10 protein-coding genes are annotated in these 13,533 nt (G+C 70.6%); 3 read left to right on the top strand and 7 right to left on the bottom strand.

The features are described from left to right. The first annotated feature begins 14 nt into the window (after window positions 1-14). Together ACWCP6_RS18230 and ACWCP6_RS18225 are read left to right on the top strand one after the other, a co-directional pair. Window positions 15-710: an NUDIX hydrolase gene (locus ACWCP6_RS18230; RefSeq protein WP_450933466.1), complete on the top strand. Its 696-nt coding sequence runs from the start codon at window positions 15-17 to the stop codon at window positions 708-710. Window positions 711-723: 13 nt separating this feature from the next. Continuing rightward, window positions 724-1,923, top strand: a complete 1,200-nt coding sequence (locus ACWCP6_RS18225) for a MarP family serine protease (protein ID WP_450933465.1) — start codon at window positions 724-726, stop codon at window positions 1,921-1,923. 344 nt (window positions 1,924-2,267) lie between these two features. Here ACWCP6_RS18225 and ACWCP6_RS18220 read toward each other — a convergent pair whose 3' ends face one another. The 6 genes from ACWCP6_RS18220 to ACWCP6_RS18195 all read right to left on the bottom strand — a co-directional run bounded on the left by ACWCP6_RS18220 (window position 2,268) and on the right by ACWCP6_RS18195 (window position 10,909). After that, entirely contained in the window at window positions 2,268-2,450 is a 183-nt protein-coding gene (locus ACWCP6_RS18220) for a hypothetical protein (RefSeq protein ID WP_450933464.1), read from the bottom strand. 201 nt (window positions 2,451-2,651) lie between these two features. Beyond that, complete coding sequence (locus ACWCP6_RS18215; RefSeq protein ID WP_450933463.1) at window positions 2,652-3,590, bottom strand: alpha/beta fold hydrolase; 939 nt, start codon at window positions 3,588-3,590, stop codon at window positions 2,652-2,654. After that, the gene (locus tag ACWCP6_RS18210; protein WP_450933462.1) at window positions 3,587-4,084 is read right to left on the bottom strand and encodes a phage holin family protein; all 498 of its coding nucleotides are present in this window, start codon (window positions 4,082-4,084) and stop codon (window positions 3,587-3,589) included. Before ACWCP6_RS18210 ends, ACWCP6_RS18215 begins: the two co-directional genes overlap by 4 nt. Window positions 4,085-4,275: 191 nt before the next feature. Then, window positions 4,276-5,709 (bottom strand): Na+/H+ antiporter NhaA, encoded by a 1,434-nt coding sequence (gene nhaA, locus ACWCP6_RS18205; RefSeq protein WP_450933461.1) that lies wholly within the window; start codon window positions 5,707-5,709, stop codon window positions 4,276-4,278. A gap of 746 nt (window positions 5,710-6,455) precedes the next feature. Next, window positions 6,456-8,456, bottom strand: a complete 2,001-nt coding sequence (acs, locus tag ACWCP6_RS18200; protein WP_450933460.1) for an acetate--CoA ligase — start codon at window positions 8,454-8,456, stop codon at window positions 6,456-6,458. Between the two features lie 122 nt (window positions 8,457-8,578). Then, window positions 8,579-10,909, bottom strand: coding sequence for a bifunctional SulP family inorganic anion transporter/carbonic anhydrase (locus ACWCP6_RS18195; RefSeq protein WP_450933459.1), 2,331 nt, complete (start codon window positions 10,907-10,909; stop codon window positions 8,579-8,581). Window positions 10,910-11,222: 313 nt separating this feature from the next. Here ACWCP6_RS18195 and ACWCP6_RS18190 point away from each other — a divergent pair, with 313 nt between their 5' ends. Beyond that, window positions 11,223-12,500 carry a hypothetical protein gene (locus ACWCP6_RS18190; RefSeq protein ID WP_450933458.1) on the top strand — a complete coding sequence of 426 codons (1,278 nt, stop codon included), beginning with the start codon at window positions 11,223-11,225 and terminating at the stop codon, window positions 12,498-12,500. Here the strand turns inward: ACWCP6_RS18190 and ACWCP6_RS18185 are convergent. After that, complete coding sequence (locus ACWCP6_RS18185) at window positions 12,478-13,470, bottom strand: ATP-binding protein (RefSeq protein WP_450933457.1); 993 nt, start codon at window positions 13,468-13,470, stop codon at window positions 12,478-12,480. The genes ACWCP6_RS18190 and ACWCP6_RS18185 overlap by 23 nt on opposite strands. Between the last annotated feature and the right edge of the window lie 63 nt (window positions 13,471-13,533).

The following is a 13,533-nucleotide window of genomic DNA, read 5'->3' as shown; positions in this document are numbered from 1 at the left end:
GGACGGGGGTGCCCATGACGCATGCCAGCAATACCCAAGGCGGCCAGGTGGCCGTCACCACGGAAGGGCTGCCCGGGTGGCTGGACCCGGTCGTGCGCGCCGCGGAGACGGTGGAGCCGCCGCAGCTGAGCCGCTTCCTGCCGCCGGAGGACGGCGCGGGCCGGCAGTCGGCCGTGCTGATCCTGTTCGGCGAGGGCGAGCGCGGTCCCGAGCTGCTCCTCATGGAGCGCGCCGGGTCCCTGCGCTCGCACGCCGGGCAGCCGTCGTTCCCGGGCGGTGCCCTCGATCCGGAGGACGGCGACCCCAAGGCCGAGGGGCCGCTGCGCGCGGCGCTGCGCGAGGCCGAGGAGGAGACCGGGCTCGATCCGCGCGGCGTCCAGGTCTTCGGCGTGCTCCCGAAGCTCTACATCCCGGTGAGCGAGTTCGTGGTCACACCCGTGCTCGGCTGGTGGCGCACGCCGAGCCCCGTAGGCGTCGTCGACCCCGCCGAGACGGCCCGGGTCTTCACGGTTCCCGTGGCGGATCTCACTGACCCGGCGAACCGGGCGACGACGGTGCACCCGAGCGGCCACCGGGGCCCGGCATTTCTGGTCGAATCGGCCCTGGTCTGGGGTTTCACGGCCGGTGTGATCGACCGCATCCTGCACTACGCGGGCTGGGAGCGACCATGGGACCGCACCAAGCAGGTCCCACTCGACTGGCGGTCATGACAAGGTGACGTCCGTGAACGTGCTGGACATCCTGTTGCTCGTCGCCGCCGTGTGGTTCGCGATCGTGGGCTATCGCCAGGGCTTCGTCGTCGGCATCCTGTCGGTGATCGGCTTCCTGGGCGGCGGCCTCGTCGCCGTCTACCTCCTGCCGGTGATCTGGGACTACGCCACGAACGACGCCACGGTGAGCACGACGGCCGCGGTCGTCGCGGTCGTCGTCGTGATCATCTGTGCCTCCGTGGGCCAGGCGCTCACCACCCATCTGGGCAACAAACTGCGCCGGCACATCACCTGGAGCCCCGCGCGCGCCCTGGACGCCACCGGCGGCGCGCTCGTCAACGTGGTGGCGATGCTGCTGGTCGCCTGGCTGATCGGCTCAGCACTCGCGGGCACCACCCTGCCGACCCTCGGCAAGGAGGTGCGCAACTCGAAGGTCCTGCTCGGTGTCTCGCGCGCCCTTCCGACCCAGGCCAACACCTGGTTCGCCGACTTCTCGTCGGTCCTCGCGCAGAACGGCTTCCCGCAGGTCTTCACCCCGTTCGCGAACGAGCCCATCAACGAGGTCCAGCCCCCCAACCCGGCGCTGGCCAACAGTCCCGTCGCGTCCCGCGCCCAGCGGTCCATCGTCAAGGTCGTCGGCACCGCAACGGGCTGCGGCAAGGTCCTCGAAGGCAGCGGGTTCGTGTTCTCCGACCGCCGCGTCATGACCAACGCGCACGTGGTGGGCGGCGTCGACGAGCCCACCGTGCAGATCGGCGGCGAGGGACGGCGCTACGACGCCAAGGTCGTCCTCTACGACTGGCGCCGTGACATCGCCGTACTCGACGTGCCGGACCTGAAGGTGAAGCCGCTGAAGTTCACCTCCCAGGACGGCAGCAGCGGCAGCAGCGCGATCGTCGCGGGCTTCCCGGAGAACGGCTCGTACGACGTCCGCCCCGCGCGCGTACGCGGCCGGATCACCGCCAACGGCCCGGACATCTACCACCGCGGCACCGTTCGCCGTGACGTGTACTCGCTCTACGCGACCGTGCGCCAGGGCAACTCCGGCGGCCCGCTGCTCACGCCCGACGGCAAGGTGTACGGCGTGGTCTTCGCCAAGTCCCTCGACGACGCCCAGACCGGCTACGCCCTTACCGCCGACGAGGTCCGCCCGGATATCGAGGCGGGGCTCAAGGCAAGCCAGCAGGTCGACAGCCAGGGATGCGCGCTGTAGCAAGCCCGCACGACGCGCCTGGAGCCCCGGGCACGGATTCCGCGGGCACGGTGCCGTGGGACGACCGGGCGCGTACGGCCCGGTCCACCGTGCCGTAGGCCCACGCGGCTACCGGGGTCGCCCAGACCGCCCGTACGGTGCAGGTCCGGTGCGCCCCGCGCGGCCCACCGGATCCGCACGGTCTGCGGATCTGCGCCGTCTGCGTCGCGTCCGTACGCCCGCCCAGGGCTGGTGAGGCCTGGCCCGCCTCGCGCCCCGCGTGCCCACGCCCGCGTGCGGGCGCGCCAACAGCACGTGTCCGGAAAGGTGTACGCCGGAAAAGAGGTACGTCCGAGAGGTCGACGTCAGCCGCGTACGTGTCGCAGCCGGGCCGAGACCCAGCGGGCCCTGCGGCGCAGGATGTGGGGAATGCCCAGCCGGGGGTCGTCCGGGCCCTGCGTCTGCGGGCCACCCCTTCGGTGGGAACTCAGCGCCGCGGCCGAGCGGCGGTTGCGTGCTGCGTCACTGTAGTCGTGCGTCCAGCCCATACCCCGACGTCTGCCCGTGCCTCATGGTCGGTAACCGCCTCCGCGGCGTCCAATTGGCCTATGCGCCAGGCAATTGGCCGTTCGTAGGACAGTCGTTCCCGTCCGCTCACCGGCCATCACGGTCGGCGACCGGCCGGAGCCCGTCGGACGCCGGGTCCACGGCTGTCCCGTGACCGGCCGGCTGACCGCAACCCGGGCTGATCAGCGGTCAGGTTCCGGATCCTTCAACCAGTTGATGAGCTCGGTCGAGAAGGCCACCGGGTCCTCCTCGTGCGGGAAGTGCCCCAGGCCGTCGAAGAGGCGCCAGCGGTACGGGGCTTCGACGTACTCGCCGGAACCCGCGGCGCTGCGCGTGCGCATGACCGGGTCCAGCGAGCCGTGCAGATGCAGTGTCGGCACCCGCACCGGCCGCTTCATCCGGCGGTTGAACTGGAAGCCGTCGGGGCGGGCCAGCGAGCGGACCATCCACCGGTACGGCTCGATCGAGCAGTGCGCGGTCGAGGGGATGCACATCGCCCGGCGGTAGGCCTGCACCGCCTCGTCGTCGGGCATCCGCGGCCCGGACCATTCGCGGATCAGACGGCCCACCAGGGCGCCTTCGTCCGCGACGAGTTGACGCTCCGGCAGCCACGGCCGCTGGAAGCTCCAGATGTGGGACCCGGCGGCGGTCTGCTTGACGTCGGACAGCATCGCCGAGCGCCAGCGCCGGGGGTGCGGCATGGAGGCGACCGCGAGGCGGCGTACGAGCTTGGGGCGCATTACGGCGGCCGTCCAGGCGAGATAGCCGCCCAGATCGTGCCCGACGAGCGCCGCGTCCGGTTCGCCGAGCGAGCGTACGACTCCGGTGATGTCGAGTGCGAGGTTCGCCGGGTCGTAGCCCCGGGGCGTGCGGTCGCTGCCGCCGACCCCGCGCAGGTCCATCGCGACCGCGCGGAAACCGGCGTCGGCGAGGGCGACCAGCTGATGCCGCCAGGCCCACCAGAACTGCGGGAAGCCGTGCAGCAGAAGCACGAGCGGCCCGTCGCCCAGTTCCGCGATGTGGAAGCGCGCGCCGTTGGCGGCGACGTCGCGGTGGGTCCAGGGGCCCTCGATGCGGACGGCCGAGGGACCCCCGGGCGAGGTGGTGGCGGGGTCGGTCATGAAGACGAGCGTGCCACAGCGGGGGCCGACTCACCGACACGGACGGGCAGGGCGTCGGCCGGAGCCGTGGGCCGCGGGTGCGGTTTGGCGTTCTGCAGGATCGCCGCGGTCTCCTTGGCCGAGGCGACGGCCTTCTGCGGGCCCCCGCCCTTCTTGGCCTTCTTCGCGAAGACCACACCGATCAGGGCGGCCAGGCCCGCCACGAGGACGTTCGCAGCGAAGGAGAGCAGGAAGCACACGGCCAGGTGCCAGCCGCTCCACGCGTTGATGCCGTAGGCGAGGGCGAAGCTCAGCATCGGCAGGGAGAAGATCAGCACCGCGCCGGCGACCGTGAAGGCGCCGCCGCTGACCGCACCGCGCTTGACGTCCTGGCGCAGCTGGGCCTTGGCCAGCGCGATCTCGTCGTGCACCAACGCCGACATCTCACTGGTCGCCGATGCGACCAGCTGGCCGATGGTGCGTTCGGCGCCGACGGGGCCGTCGGGTGCGGTCATCGCGTTCTCCCTCTCTTCTCTTCTTGTGCGCTTGTGCCCGTGTGCCTCGTGGGCATGGCGTGGACGAGCGTCGCATACGTGCTTTCGCGGGCACGGGCCCGAGCGCGCGTATGCGGACGTGCGTCGCGTGCGCGCCGGTCGTCCGCCGCGCACACGCTGCTTTCCGTTCCGTATGCGCCGCTGATGTCAGATCATGCCGGACTGTGGTCCCCGGCGCTTCCCTCGGAGGTCGTACGTGCGCTGACGTCGGCCGCGATCCTGCGGTGTTCGGCCGCCTTGCGCTCGTAGATCTCCGCCATCCGCAGGTGGTACGCGGGGTTGTCCTCCTCATAGATGTCCGGGACGCCGTCCTGGTCCTCGTCGCGCTCCTCCTCCGCGCACAGCGCGCGGTACTTGCGGTCCCGGAGCTTGAGCAGGACGCCGGACACGGTGGCCGCTATGAGGGAGCCCATGAGGACGGCGGCCTTGACCTCGTCGGTGAGGGTGGCGTTCCCGGTGAAGGCGAGCTCGCCGATGAGGAGCGAGACGGTGAAGCCGATTCCGGAGAGGGACGCGACGGCGAAGACGTCGGGCCAGGCCAGGTCCTCGGACAGGGACGCCTTGGTGAAGCGGGCCGTGAGCCAGGTACCGCCGAAGATGCCGACCGCTTTGCCGACCACCAGGCCGAGGACCACGCCGAGCGTCTCGGGCCTGGTGAAGACGTCGGCGAGTGCGCCGCCGGAAACCACCACACCCGCGCTGAACAGTGCGAACAGAGGGACGGCGAGGCCCGCCGAGACGGGCCGGACGATGTGCTCGATGTGCTCGCCGGGGGAGTGCTCCTCGCCCTCCTCCCTGGTGCACCGCAGCATCAGGCCCATCGCGACACCGGCGATCGTGGCGTGGACGCCGCTGTTGTACATCAGACCCCAGATCACCAGGGCCAGCGGGATGTAGACGTACCAGCCGCGCACCCGCTTCCTGAGCAGCAGCCAGAAGACGACGAGACCGAGGACCGCGCCGCCGAGCGCGGCGAAGTTCAGCCGGTGGGTGAAGAAGATCGCGATGATCATGATCGCGAAGAGGTCGTCGACGACCGCGAGGGTCAGCAGGAACGCCCGGAGCGCCGAGGGCAGCGAGGTGCCGATGACCGCGAGCACGGCGAGGGCGAAGGCGATGTCGGTCGCCGTGGGCACGGCCCAGCCGTCGGGCGAGCCGTGGCCCGCGAGGTTGACGAGGAAGTAGACCAGGGCGGGCATGACCATGCCGCAGACCGCGGCGATCACCGGGAGCGCGGCGGCCCTGGGGTCGCGCAGATCGCCGGCGACCAGCTCGCGCTTCAGCTCGATCCCGGCCACGAAGAAGAAGATCGCGAGCAGCCCGTCGGCGGCCCAGTGCTGGACCGACAGATCCAGGCCGATGGCCGCGGGGCCGAAGTGGAACTGGCCGGCGGCCGCATAGCTGCCGCTCAGCGTGTTCGCCCAGACCAGCGCGGCGATCGCGGCGAGGAGGAGCAGGACACCGCCGACGGTCTCGGCGCGCAGCGCGTCCGCCACGAAGGTGCGCTCGGGGAGCGACAGCCGTCCGAAGACGCTGCGGCCGTTCCGGCGGCCGGCGCTGGACCTGCTGGTGGTGGGCGCGGGCACGTCGAAGACCTCCGGTTCGTTTGCACGTCCGGCCCCGAAGGCGGGCCGCACGTACAAGCCTCAAAAACGGGTCGCTGACTCCTCCGCGACTCCATTTGCCGACCAGACTTCCCGGCACACCCAGACATTCAGCCTACCGGGTGATCGCACAGCGTTCGCGACGATCTTCGCGTTCACGAAGAAAAGGTGCACAGGGCCTGGTGCGGCCCGGCGAGAGCTGCGCCCGGAGTGCCCCCGCAGTCATGGCCGACGGAGACCCTCGGGCGAGGACACTCTGGCCCGGTTGGCGGAATGGCCGGCCTCCCCGGTTGGCGGATGGCCGGCTTCGGGGAGTGGGGGGCTTGGGGGCGAAAGCCCCGAGGCGCTGAGTGGAGGGGTACGGAGTCCTCGAGCCGCGGGGCGGGGAGGTGCGGAGGCTGCGAGGGCGCCGGGGCTCAGGGGGGAGGCCTCGAGGTACTGAGACGCGAAGACCCCAGGTCCTCGAAGGCGCGGGAGACTCCGAGACGCCGGGGCGAGACGGCGCAGGTGCGCGGAGGCCCTGAGGGCTCCGGCGTCGCGGGAGCAAGGAGGCCTCAAGGGCTCCGGCGTCGCGGGGGCAAGGAGGCCTCAAGGGCTCCGGCGTCGCGGGGGCTCGAGGGCTCCCAAGGCGCGGAGGGCCCGTGGGCTCCGGAGGCGGCCCGCTTCTGTCGGTGTGGGGGCAGAAGACCGTACCCCCACACCGACAGGCGGGTGGGATGAGGCGGGGCTCAGTCCTCCGCGGGCGCGGCCGGGAGCTTGGACTGGATCAGCTCCATGACCGACGAATCCGTGAGCGTGGTGACGTCTCCGAGCTCCCGGTTCTCGGCCACGTCACGCAGCAGCCGCCGCATGATCTTCCCGGAGCGGGTCTTCGGCAGCTCGGCCACCGGCAGAATCCGCTTGGGCTTGGCGATCGGTCCGAGCGTGGTGCCCACGTGGTCCCGGAGTGCGGCCACGAGACCGGCGTCCTCGGCGTCCGCCGATCCCCGCAGGATCACGAACGCCACGATGGCCTGGCCGGTCGTCTCGTCCGCCGCACCGACCACGGCCGCCTCGGCGACCGCCGGGTGCGACACGAGGGCCGACTCGACCTCGGTCGTCGAGATGTTGTGCCCGGACACCAGCATCACGTCGTCGACGCGGCCGAGCAGCCAGATGTCCCCGTCCTCGTCCTTCTTGGCACCGTCGCCGGCGAAGTACTTGCCCTCGAAGCGTGACCAGTACGTGTCGAGGAACCGCTGGTCGTCGCCCCAGATGGTGCGAAGCATGGACGGCCACGGCTCGGTGAGCACGAGGTAGCCACCGCCGCCGTTCGGGACCTCGCGGCCCTCGTCGTCGACGACGGTCGCGGAGATGCCCGGCAACGGCCGCTGCGCGGACCCCGGCTTGGCCTCGGTGACCCCGGGCAGCGGCGAGATCATCATCGCGCCGGTCTCGGTCTGCCACCACGTGTCCACGATCGGCGTCGTGTCGGCGCCGATGTGCTTGCGGTACCAGATCCAGGCCTCGGGGTTGATCGGCTCGCCGACCGAGCCCAGCACCCGCAGGCTGCTGAGGTCGAACTTCGCGGGGATGTCGTCGCCCCACTTCATGAACGTACGGATGGCGGTCGGCGCCGTGTAGAGGATCGTGACCCCGTACTTCTGCACGATCTCCCAGAACCGCCCCTGGTGCGGGGTGTCCGGCGTGCCCTCGTACATCACCTGCGTGGCGCCGTTGGCCAGCGGCCCGTAGACGATGTACGAGTGGCCCGTGACCCAGCCGACGTCGGCGGTGCACCAGTAGACGTCGGTCTCGGGCTTGAGGTCGAAGACCGCGTGGTGGGTGTACGCCGTCTGCGTGAGGTAGCCGCCGGAGGTGTGCAGGATCCCCTTCGGCTTACCCGTGGTCCCGGACGTGTACAGGATGAACAGCGGCTGCTCGGCGTCGAACGCCTCGGGTGCGTGCTCGGTGCTCTGCCGCTCGACGACCTCGTGCCACCACACGTCGCGGCCCTCGGTCCAGGCGACCTCCTGGCCCGTGCGGCGCACGACGAGCACGTGATCGACGTTGTCCACGCGGTCGAGCGCCTCGTCGACCGCGGGCTTGAGCGCGGACGGCTTGCCGCGCCGGTATCCGCCGTCGGAGGTGATGACGACCTTGGCGTCGGCGTCCTTGATCCGCGTCGCGAGCGCGTCCGCGGAGAAGCCGCCGAAAACGACCGAGTGCGCGGCGCCGATCCGCGCGCAGGCCAGCATCGCGACGGCGGTCTCCGGGATCATCGGCATGTAGACCGCGACCCGGTCGCCCGCGCGGACGCCGAGTTCGAGCAGCGCGTTGGCCGCCCGGCTGACCTCGTCCTTCAGCTCGGCGTAGGTGAGGGCCCGGCTGTCGCCCGGCTCGCCCTCGAAGTGGATCGCGATGCGGTCGCCGTGGCCCGCCTCGACATGCCGGTCCACGCAGTTGTACGCGACGTTGAGTTTTCCGTCGGCGAACCACTTCGCGAACGGCGGATTCGACCAGTCCAGCGTCTCGGTCGGCTCGGTGTGCCAGGTCAGCCGACGGGCCTGCTCGGCCCAGAAGCCGAGCCTGTCAGCCTTGGCCCGTTCGTACGCCTCCGCGGTGACGTTGGCGTGCGCGGCCAGGTCGGCGGGTGGCGCAAACCTGCGCTCTTCCTTGAGCAGGTTGGCCAGGCTCTCGTTGCTCACGACATCTCCCTTTCCCGGGGTGTCCGTTGTGTCCCGCGCCACAGCTCACCAGACACAAGCCCCCGGTGACAAGAGCCGACAGGGAAATTGGTTTAGACCTCTCTGTGTTCGTGGGTTGCGGTGGTGGTGGGCCCGGGCGGTCGGGTACCCCGGGCCCACCACGGTCACGCCCCGCGGCCCCCGCCGGCCGCCGCCGTCACCTGGTCGAACGCCTTCCGGTCCTCCGTCAGCAGATACGCCTGCGCCTCCCCCACGTGGAAGTACATCCCGTGCAGTTCGAGCGACCCCTCGGCCAGACGCCGTGCCACCGACGCGTGAGCCCGCAGGTGCTCCAGCTGCTGCACCACATTGGTCAGGCACAGCTGCTCCACGGCGTCCGCCGGCGCCCGGGCGGTGAGCCCCGCCCGTGGACGGTCCGCGTCCTTCATCCGCTCCAGGCTCGGCAGCCCGTGCCTCAACCACCGTGAGAGCGGTGTCCCGCCCTCGCCGTCGGGCGGTGAGCTCAGCAGCGCCTGCATCGCCCCGCACCCGGAGTGCCCGCACACGGTGATGGACCGCACCTCCAGCACGTCCACCGCGTACTCGATGGCCGCGGCCACCGAGTCGTCGCCGCTCTCCGCGCCCGGCAGCGGCACCAGATTCCCCACGTTGCGTACGACGAACAGGTCGCCCGGGCCACTGGACGTGATCATCGACGTGACCAGGCGGGAGTCGGCACAGGTGAGGAACAGCTGGGCGGGCCGCTGTCCCTCCCGGGCAAGCCGGGCCAGTTCGTCACGCATCAGAGGAGCCGTGTCGCGCTGGAAGACACCGAGGCCCCGGGCCAGCTGGTGCCCGCTCGGCTGTCCGCCGGACGGTGCTGCACGGGGGCGGTCGCAATGGTGGTTGCGCCAGGGCGTCCAGGGCCGGCAGCACGAGTTCTTGCGGCCCGCGGGCGTCGTGGCCGCCCGCTGCCGGGCCCGTCCGGTGATCTCCACCGAACCGCCCCGGGCGACATGCCCGGTACGCCAGTCCTGAAGCGACTCGTACGCGGCATGGTCCATGAACGATCCGTCCAGCTCCACCACCGTGCGCGCCCCCGAGGGGATGTGGTGCAGCGCCCTGCTCAGCCGGGGCACGGCGAGGAAGGTCAACTGTCCTCTTACGCGTACATGGTGCACTCCCTCTTTCTGGTTCTCCTCGTGGGTGATGCGGGTACGGGCGAGCCGGTGCAGGGCGACGGCGACGGCGGCGGCGATCCCGAGGGCGACGCCTGGCAGGACGCCGAGGAACACCACGCCCGCCGTCGTGACCACATACACCAGCACCTCACGGTGGCGGGTCACCGTGCGGATGTGATGCAGGGAAACCATCTGGATGCCGATCGCCATCACGAGGGCGGCGAGTGAGGCGAGTGGAATCAGCTCCAGAAGGGGGACCATCAGCAGTGCGGCCGCTACTACCCAAACGCCGTGCAGCATCGTGGAGTTCCGGCTCACGGCACCGGCCTTCACATTCGCCGTACTGCGCACCGCGACCCCGGCGACGGGCAGTCCGCCCAGTGCGCCCGACAGCATGTTCGCGGCGCCCTGCCCGAGTAGTTCGCGGTCGAGATCGGAGCGGATCGGGCGGTCGTGGAGGTCCTCACGTCCGGTGGCGATCTTGTCCACGGCGACCGCGCCGAGGAGCGACTGGACGCTGCACACGAGCGTGATGGTGAGCACGGCGGCCGCGATACCGAGCGCCGTGCCGTCCGGAAGGCCGGCCAGGGTGTGGCTGGACCAGGACGGCAGGTCCACCCTCGGCACGTCGAGTCCGGCGAGCGCGGCGGCGGCGGTGGCTCCGGCCACGGCGACCAGCGCCGCGGGCACGGTCCGGGCGAAGGTGCCGACCCGGCCCGGGATCCGGGGCCAGAGCAGCAGCAGTGCCAGTGTCAGCGCGCTCATCGACAGCGCGGCCGGATGCGGGTGGGCCACCTGGGCGGGCAGGGCGCGGAGATCGTCGGGGACGGAACTGTGCGGGGAGCCGCCCAGCACGATGTGGAGCTGGGCGACGGCGATCGTGACGCCGATGCCGGCGAGCATGCCGTGCACGACGGCGGGACTGACGGCGAGCGCGGAGCGCGCCACACGCAGGCAGCCCAGGGCGAGTTGGGCGACGCCTGCCAGCACGGTGATGGCACAGGTCGTGCGCCAGCCGTAGCGCTGGATGAGGTCGGCCGTGACGACGGTGAGTCCGGCGGCGGGTCCGGTCACCTGGAGGGGTGAGCCGCCGAGCCGGCCGGCCACCAGGCCGCCGACGGCGGCGGCGACGAGGCCTGCCTGGAGCGGGGCTCCGGTGGCGAGGGCGATGCCGAGCGAGAGCGGCAGTGCGATGAGGAAGACGGCGAGCGATGCGGACAGGTCGGCGCCGGAGATCCGGGATCCGCGTGGACGTCCCGGCGGCGGGCTGTGGGGCTGGTGGGTGCGTGCGGTGCCGGTCGGGCCGGCGGTGCGTGTAGGCGTGAAGGCTGGCATGTTTCCCGTCTCCTCCGGGCGGCGCGGTCGCGGAACAGGGGGCCCGGTCGTGCCGGGCGTCGCGGCCGTGGGTCACGGCGTGCAGCGGCGGGACAACTCAACTCTTAGTAAATGAATCGTAATGCAGAGTAAAGTTCTCGACTGGATTTTCCTCGCAAATGGGGCATCCATTCACTCGCAAGAATGAATAAATAATTTGATCGGCTTGTCATACTTTTTCCTTCGATCTTCCGTGCGAGGTTGGCGGCGCCGTCGGCATTTCTCCGTATATGCCGCAAGAGCTCGCTGAGTCGAAGGAAGAAGGTGGGCAATGATGGGCGCCACCGAGAGGATCGCCGCGGCCGCCACCGCTGCCGCTGCCTGCGCCGCGGCGCTCGCGGGCTGCTCGGGCGGCACGGGTGGTGCCCGTACGGGTGCCACCGGCGCCGTGAAGGGTGCCCCGGCCCCGCAGGGGGCGATCCGCCTGATCGGCGACGGATCCACCGCGTTCACCGGGCGGCAGCCGCACCTGCCGCGTCCGGAGCAGCTGAAGCCGGGTCAGAAGCCCCCGCAGTTCGTGGTGTTCTCCTGGGACGGTGCGGGGGAGGACAAGCAGAAGCTGTTCTCGCACTTCCGCAAGCTGGCCAAGGACAACCACGCGACCATGACGTTCTTCCTCAGCGGCCTGTATCTGCTGCCCGAGGACAAGAGGGACCTGTACGACCCGCCGAAGCACGCGCCCGGCAGCTCGGAGATCGGCTTCAACACCCTCCAGGGCATCAAGGACACCGTCGATCAGCTCCGGGCCGCCTGGCTCGAGGGCAACGAGATCGGCACCCACCTCAACGGCCACTTCTGCGGCTCGGACGGCGGGGTCGGCACCTGGTCCGTGGAGGACTGGAAGAGCGAGATCAGCCAGGCCAAGTCGTTCGTGAAGACCTGGCGGACCAATACGGGGATGAAAACGGCGGCCCCGCTGCCCTTCGACTACGACAAGGAGCTCATCGGCGGGCGCACCCCGTGCCTGGAAGGAGGGGAGAACTTCCGGAAGGCGGCCGAGGACCTGGGTTTCCGGTACGACACGAGCGGCGTCGACAACCAGGTCTGGCCCGACAGGAAGGACGGCCTCTGGGACCTGTCCATGCAAATGGTGCCGACGCCGGGCCGGATCAACGAGACGGTCTCCATGGACTACAACTTCATGGCCAACCAGTCGGGCACCGCGAGCCAGGGCGACCCGGACCTGTACGCCTACTGGGGCGACCAGATGCGCGACTCGCTCCTCAAGGGGTTCCAGCGCGCGTACGACGGCAACCGGGCGCCGCTGGTCATCGGCAGCCACTTCGAATCCTGGAACGGCGGCACGTACATGCGTGCCCTCGACGAGACCATCGAGAAGGTGTGCACCCAGCGCGAGGTGCGCTGTGTCTCCTTCCGGCAGCTCGCCGACTGGCTCGACGCCCAGGACCCCCGGACGCTGGACAAGCTGCGCAAGCTCGACGTCGGCCAGGCGCCGAAGGCCGGCTGGGCGTCCTATCTGTCCGCCGAGCCGGCCCCCGCGCCCAAGGGGGCACCGGGCGCCCAGGCGCTCAAGCCGGCTGAGGGGCGCTGACCTCGCCCGACTCGGCCAGCACAAATCCGGGGTCGACCTGTGCGGCCAGGTCGGTACCGGTCTTCGCGTTGGCCCAGCCCTGTGCGTTCTTGAGGTGGAAGTGCACCATCTGGCGCGTGTAGCGCGCCCAGTCCCGATGCTCGTACGTCGCGTCGGCGGCGCCCTGAAGGGTGCGCAGGGCCTCGCGGTTGGCCTCCTCGAGGAGCGCGAAACGGGGCGGGCGGCCCTTCTCCATGGAGCGCACCCAGTCGGAGTGCCCGACGGTCACCAGGAGGTCGTCGCCCGCCTCCTGGCGCAGGAAGTCGATGTCGTCCTGACCCTGCACCTTGTTGCCGACGACCTTCAGGGCGACGCCGAAGTCCCGTGCGTACTCCTTGTACTGCCGGTAGACGGAGACGCCCTTGCGGGTCGGCTCGGCCACCAGGAAGGTCATGTCGAAGCGCGTGAACATGCCGGACGCGAAGGAGTCCGAGCCCGCGGTCATGTCGACGACGACGTACTCGTCCCGGCCGTCGACGAGGTGATTCAGGCACAGCTCCACCGCGCCCGTCTTGGAGTGGTAGCAGGAGACGCCGAGGTCGGCCTCGGTGAACGGGCCGGTGACCATCAAACGCACGGTGCCGCCGTCGAGTTCCACGGTCCTCGCGCACGCCTCGTACACCGGATTGGTCTCGCCCACCCGCAGCAGCCGGGACCCCTCGCCGGGCGGAGTCGTCTTGATCATCGTCTCGGCGGAGCCGATGCGCGGGTTGGAGCCGCGCAGATAGTCCTTGATCAGCGGCAGCCGGGCACCCATCGCGGGGAGTGCGGCGGCGGCGTCCTCGTCGAGTCCGAGCGCGGGTCCCAGGTGCTGGTTGATGTCGGCGTCGACGGCCACGACGGGGGCGCCCGTGGTGGCGAGGTGGCGGATGAAGAGCGAGGACAGGGTGGTCTTGCCGCTGCCGCCCTTCCCGACGAAAGCAATTTTCATGTTCAGAAAGCGTAGTGTGACGCGGGTCTCATCCGTCGGTGGGCGTGAAGAAGACCACTCCTT

The organism is Streptomyces sp. NPDC002004 (genome assembly GCF_053593975.1).
This window is presented reverse-complemented; position numbering and strand designations above follow the sequence as displayed.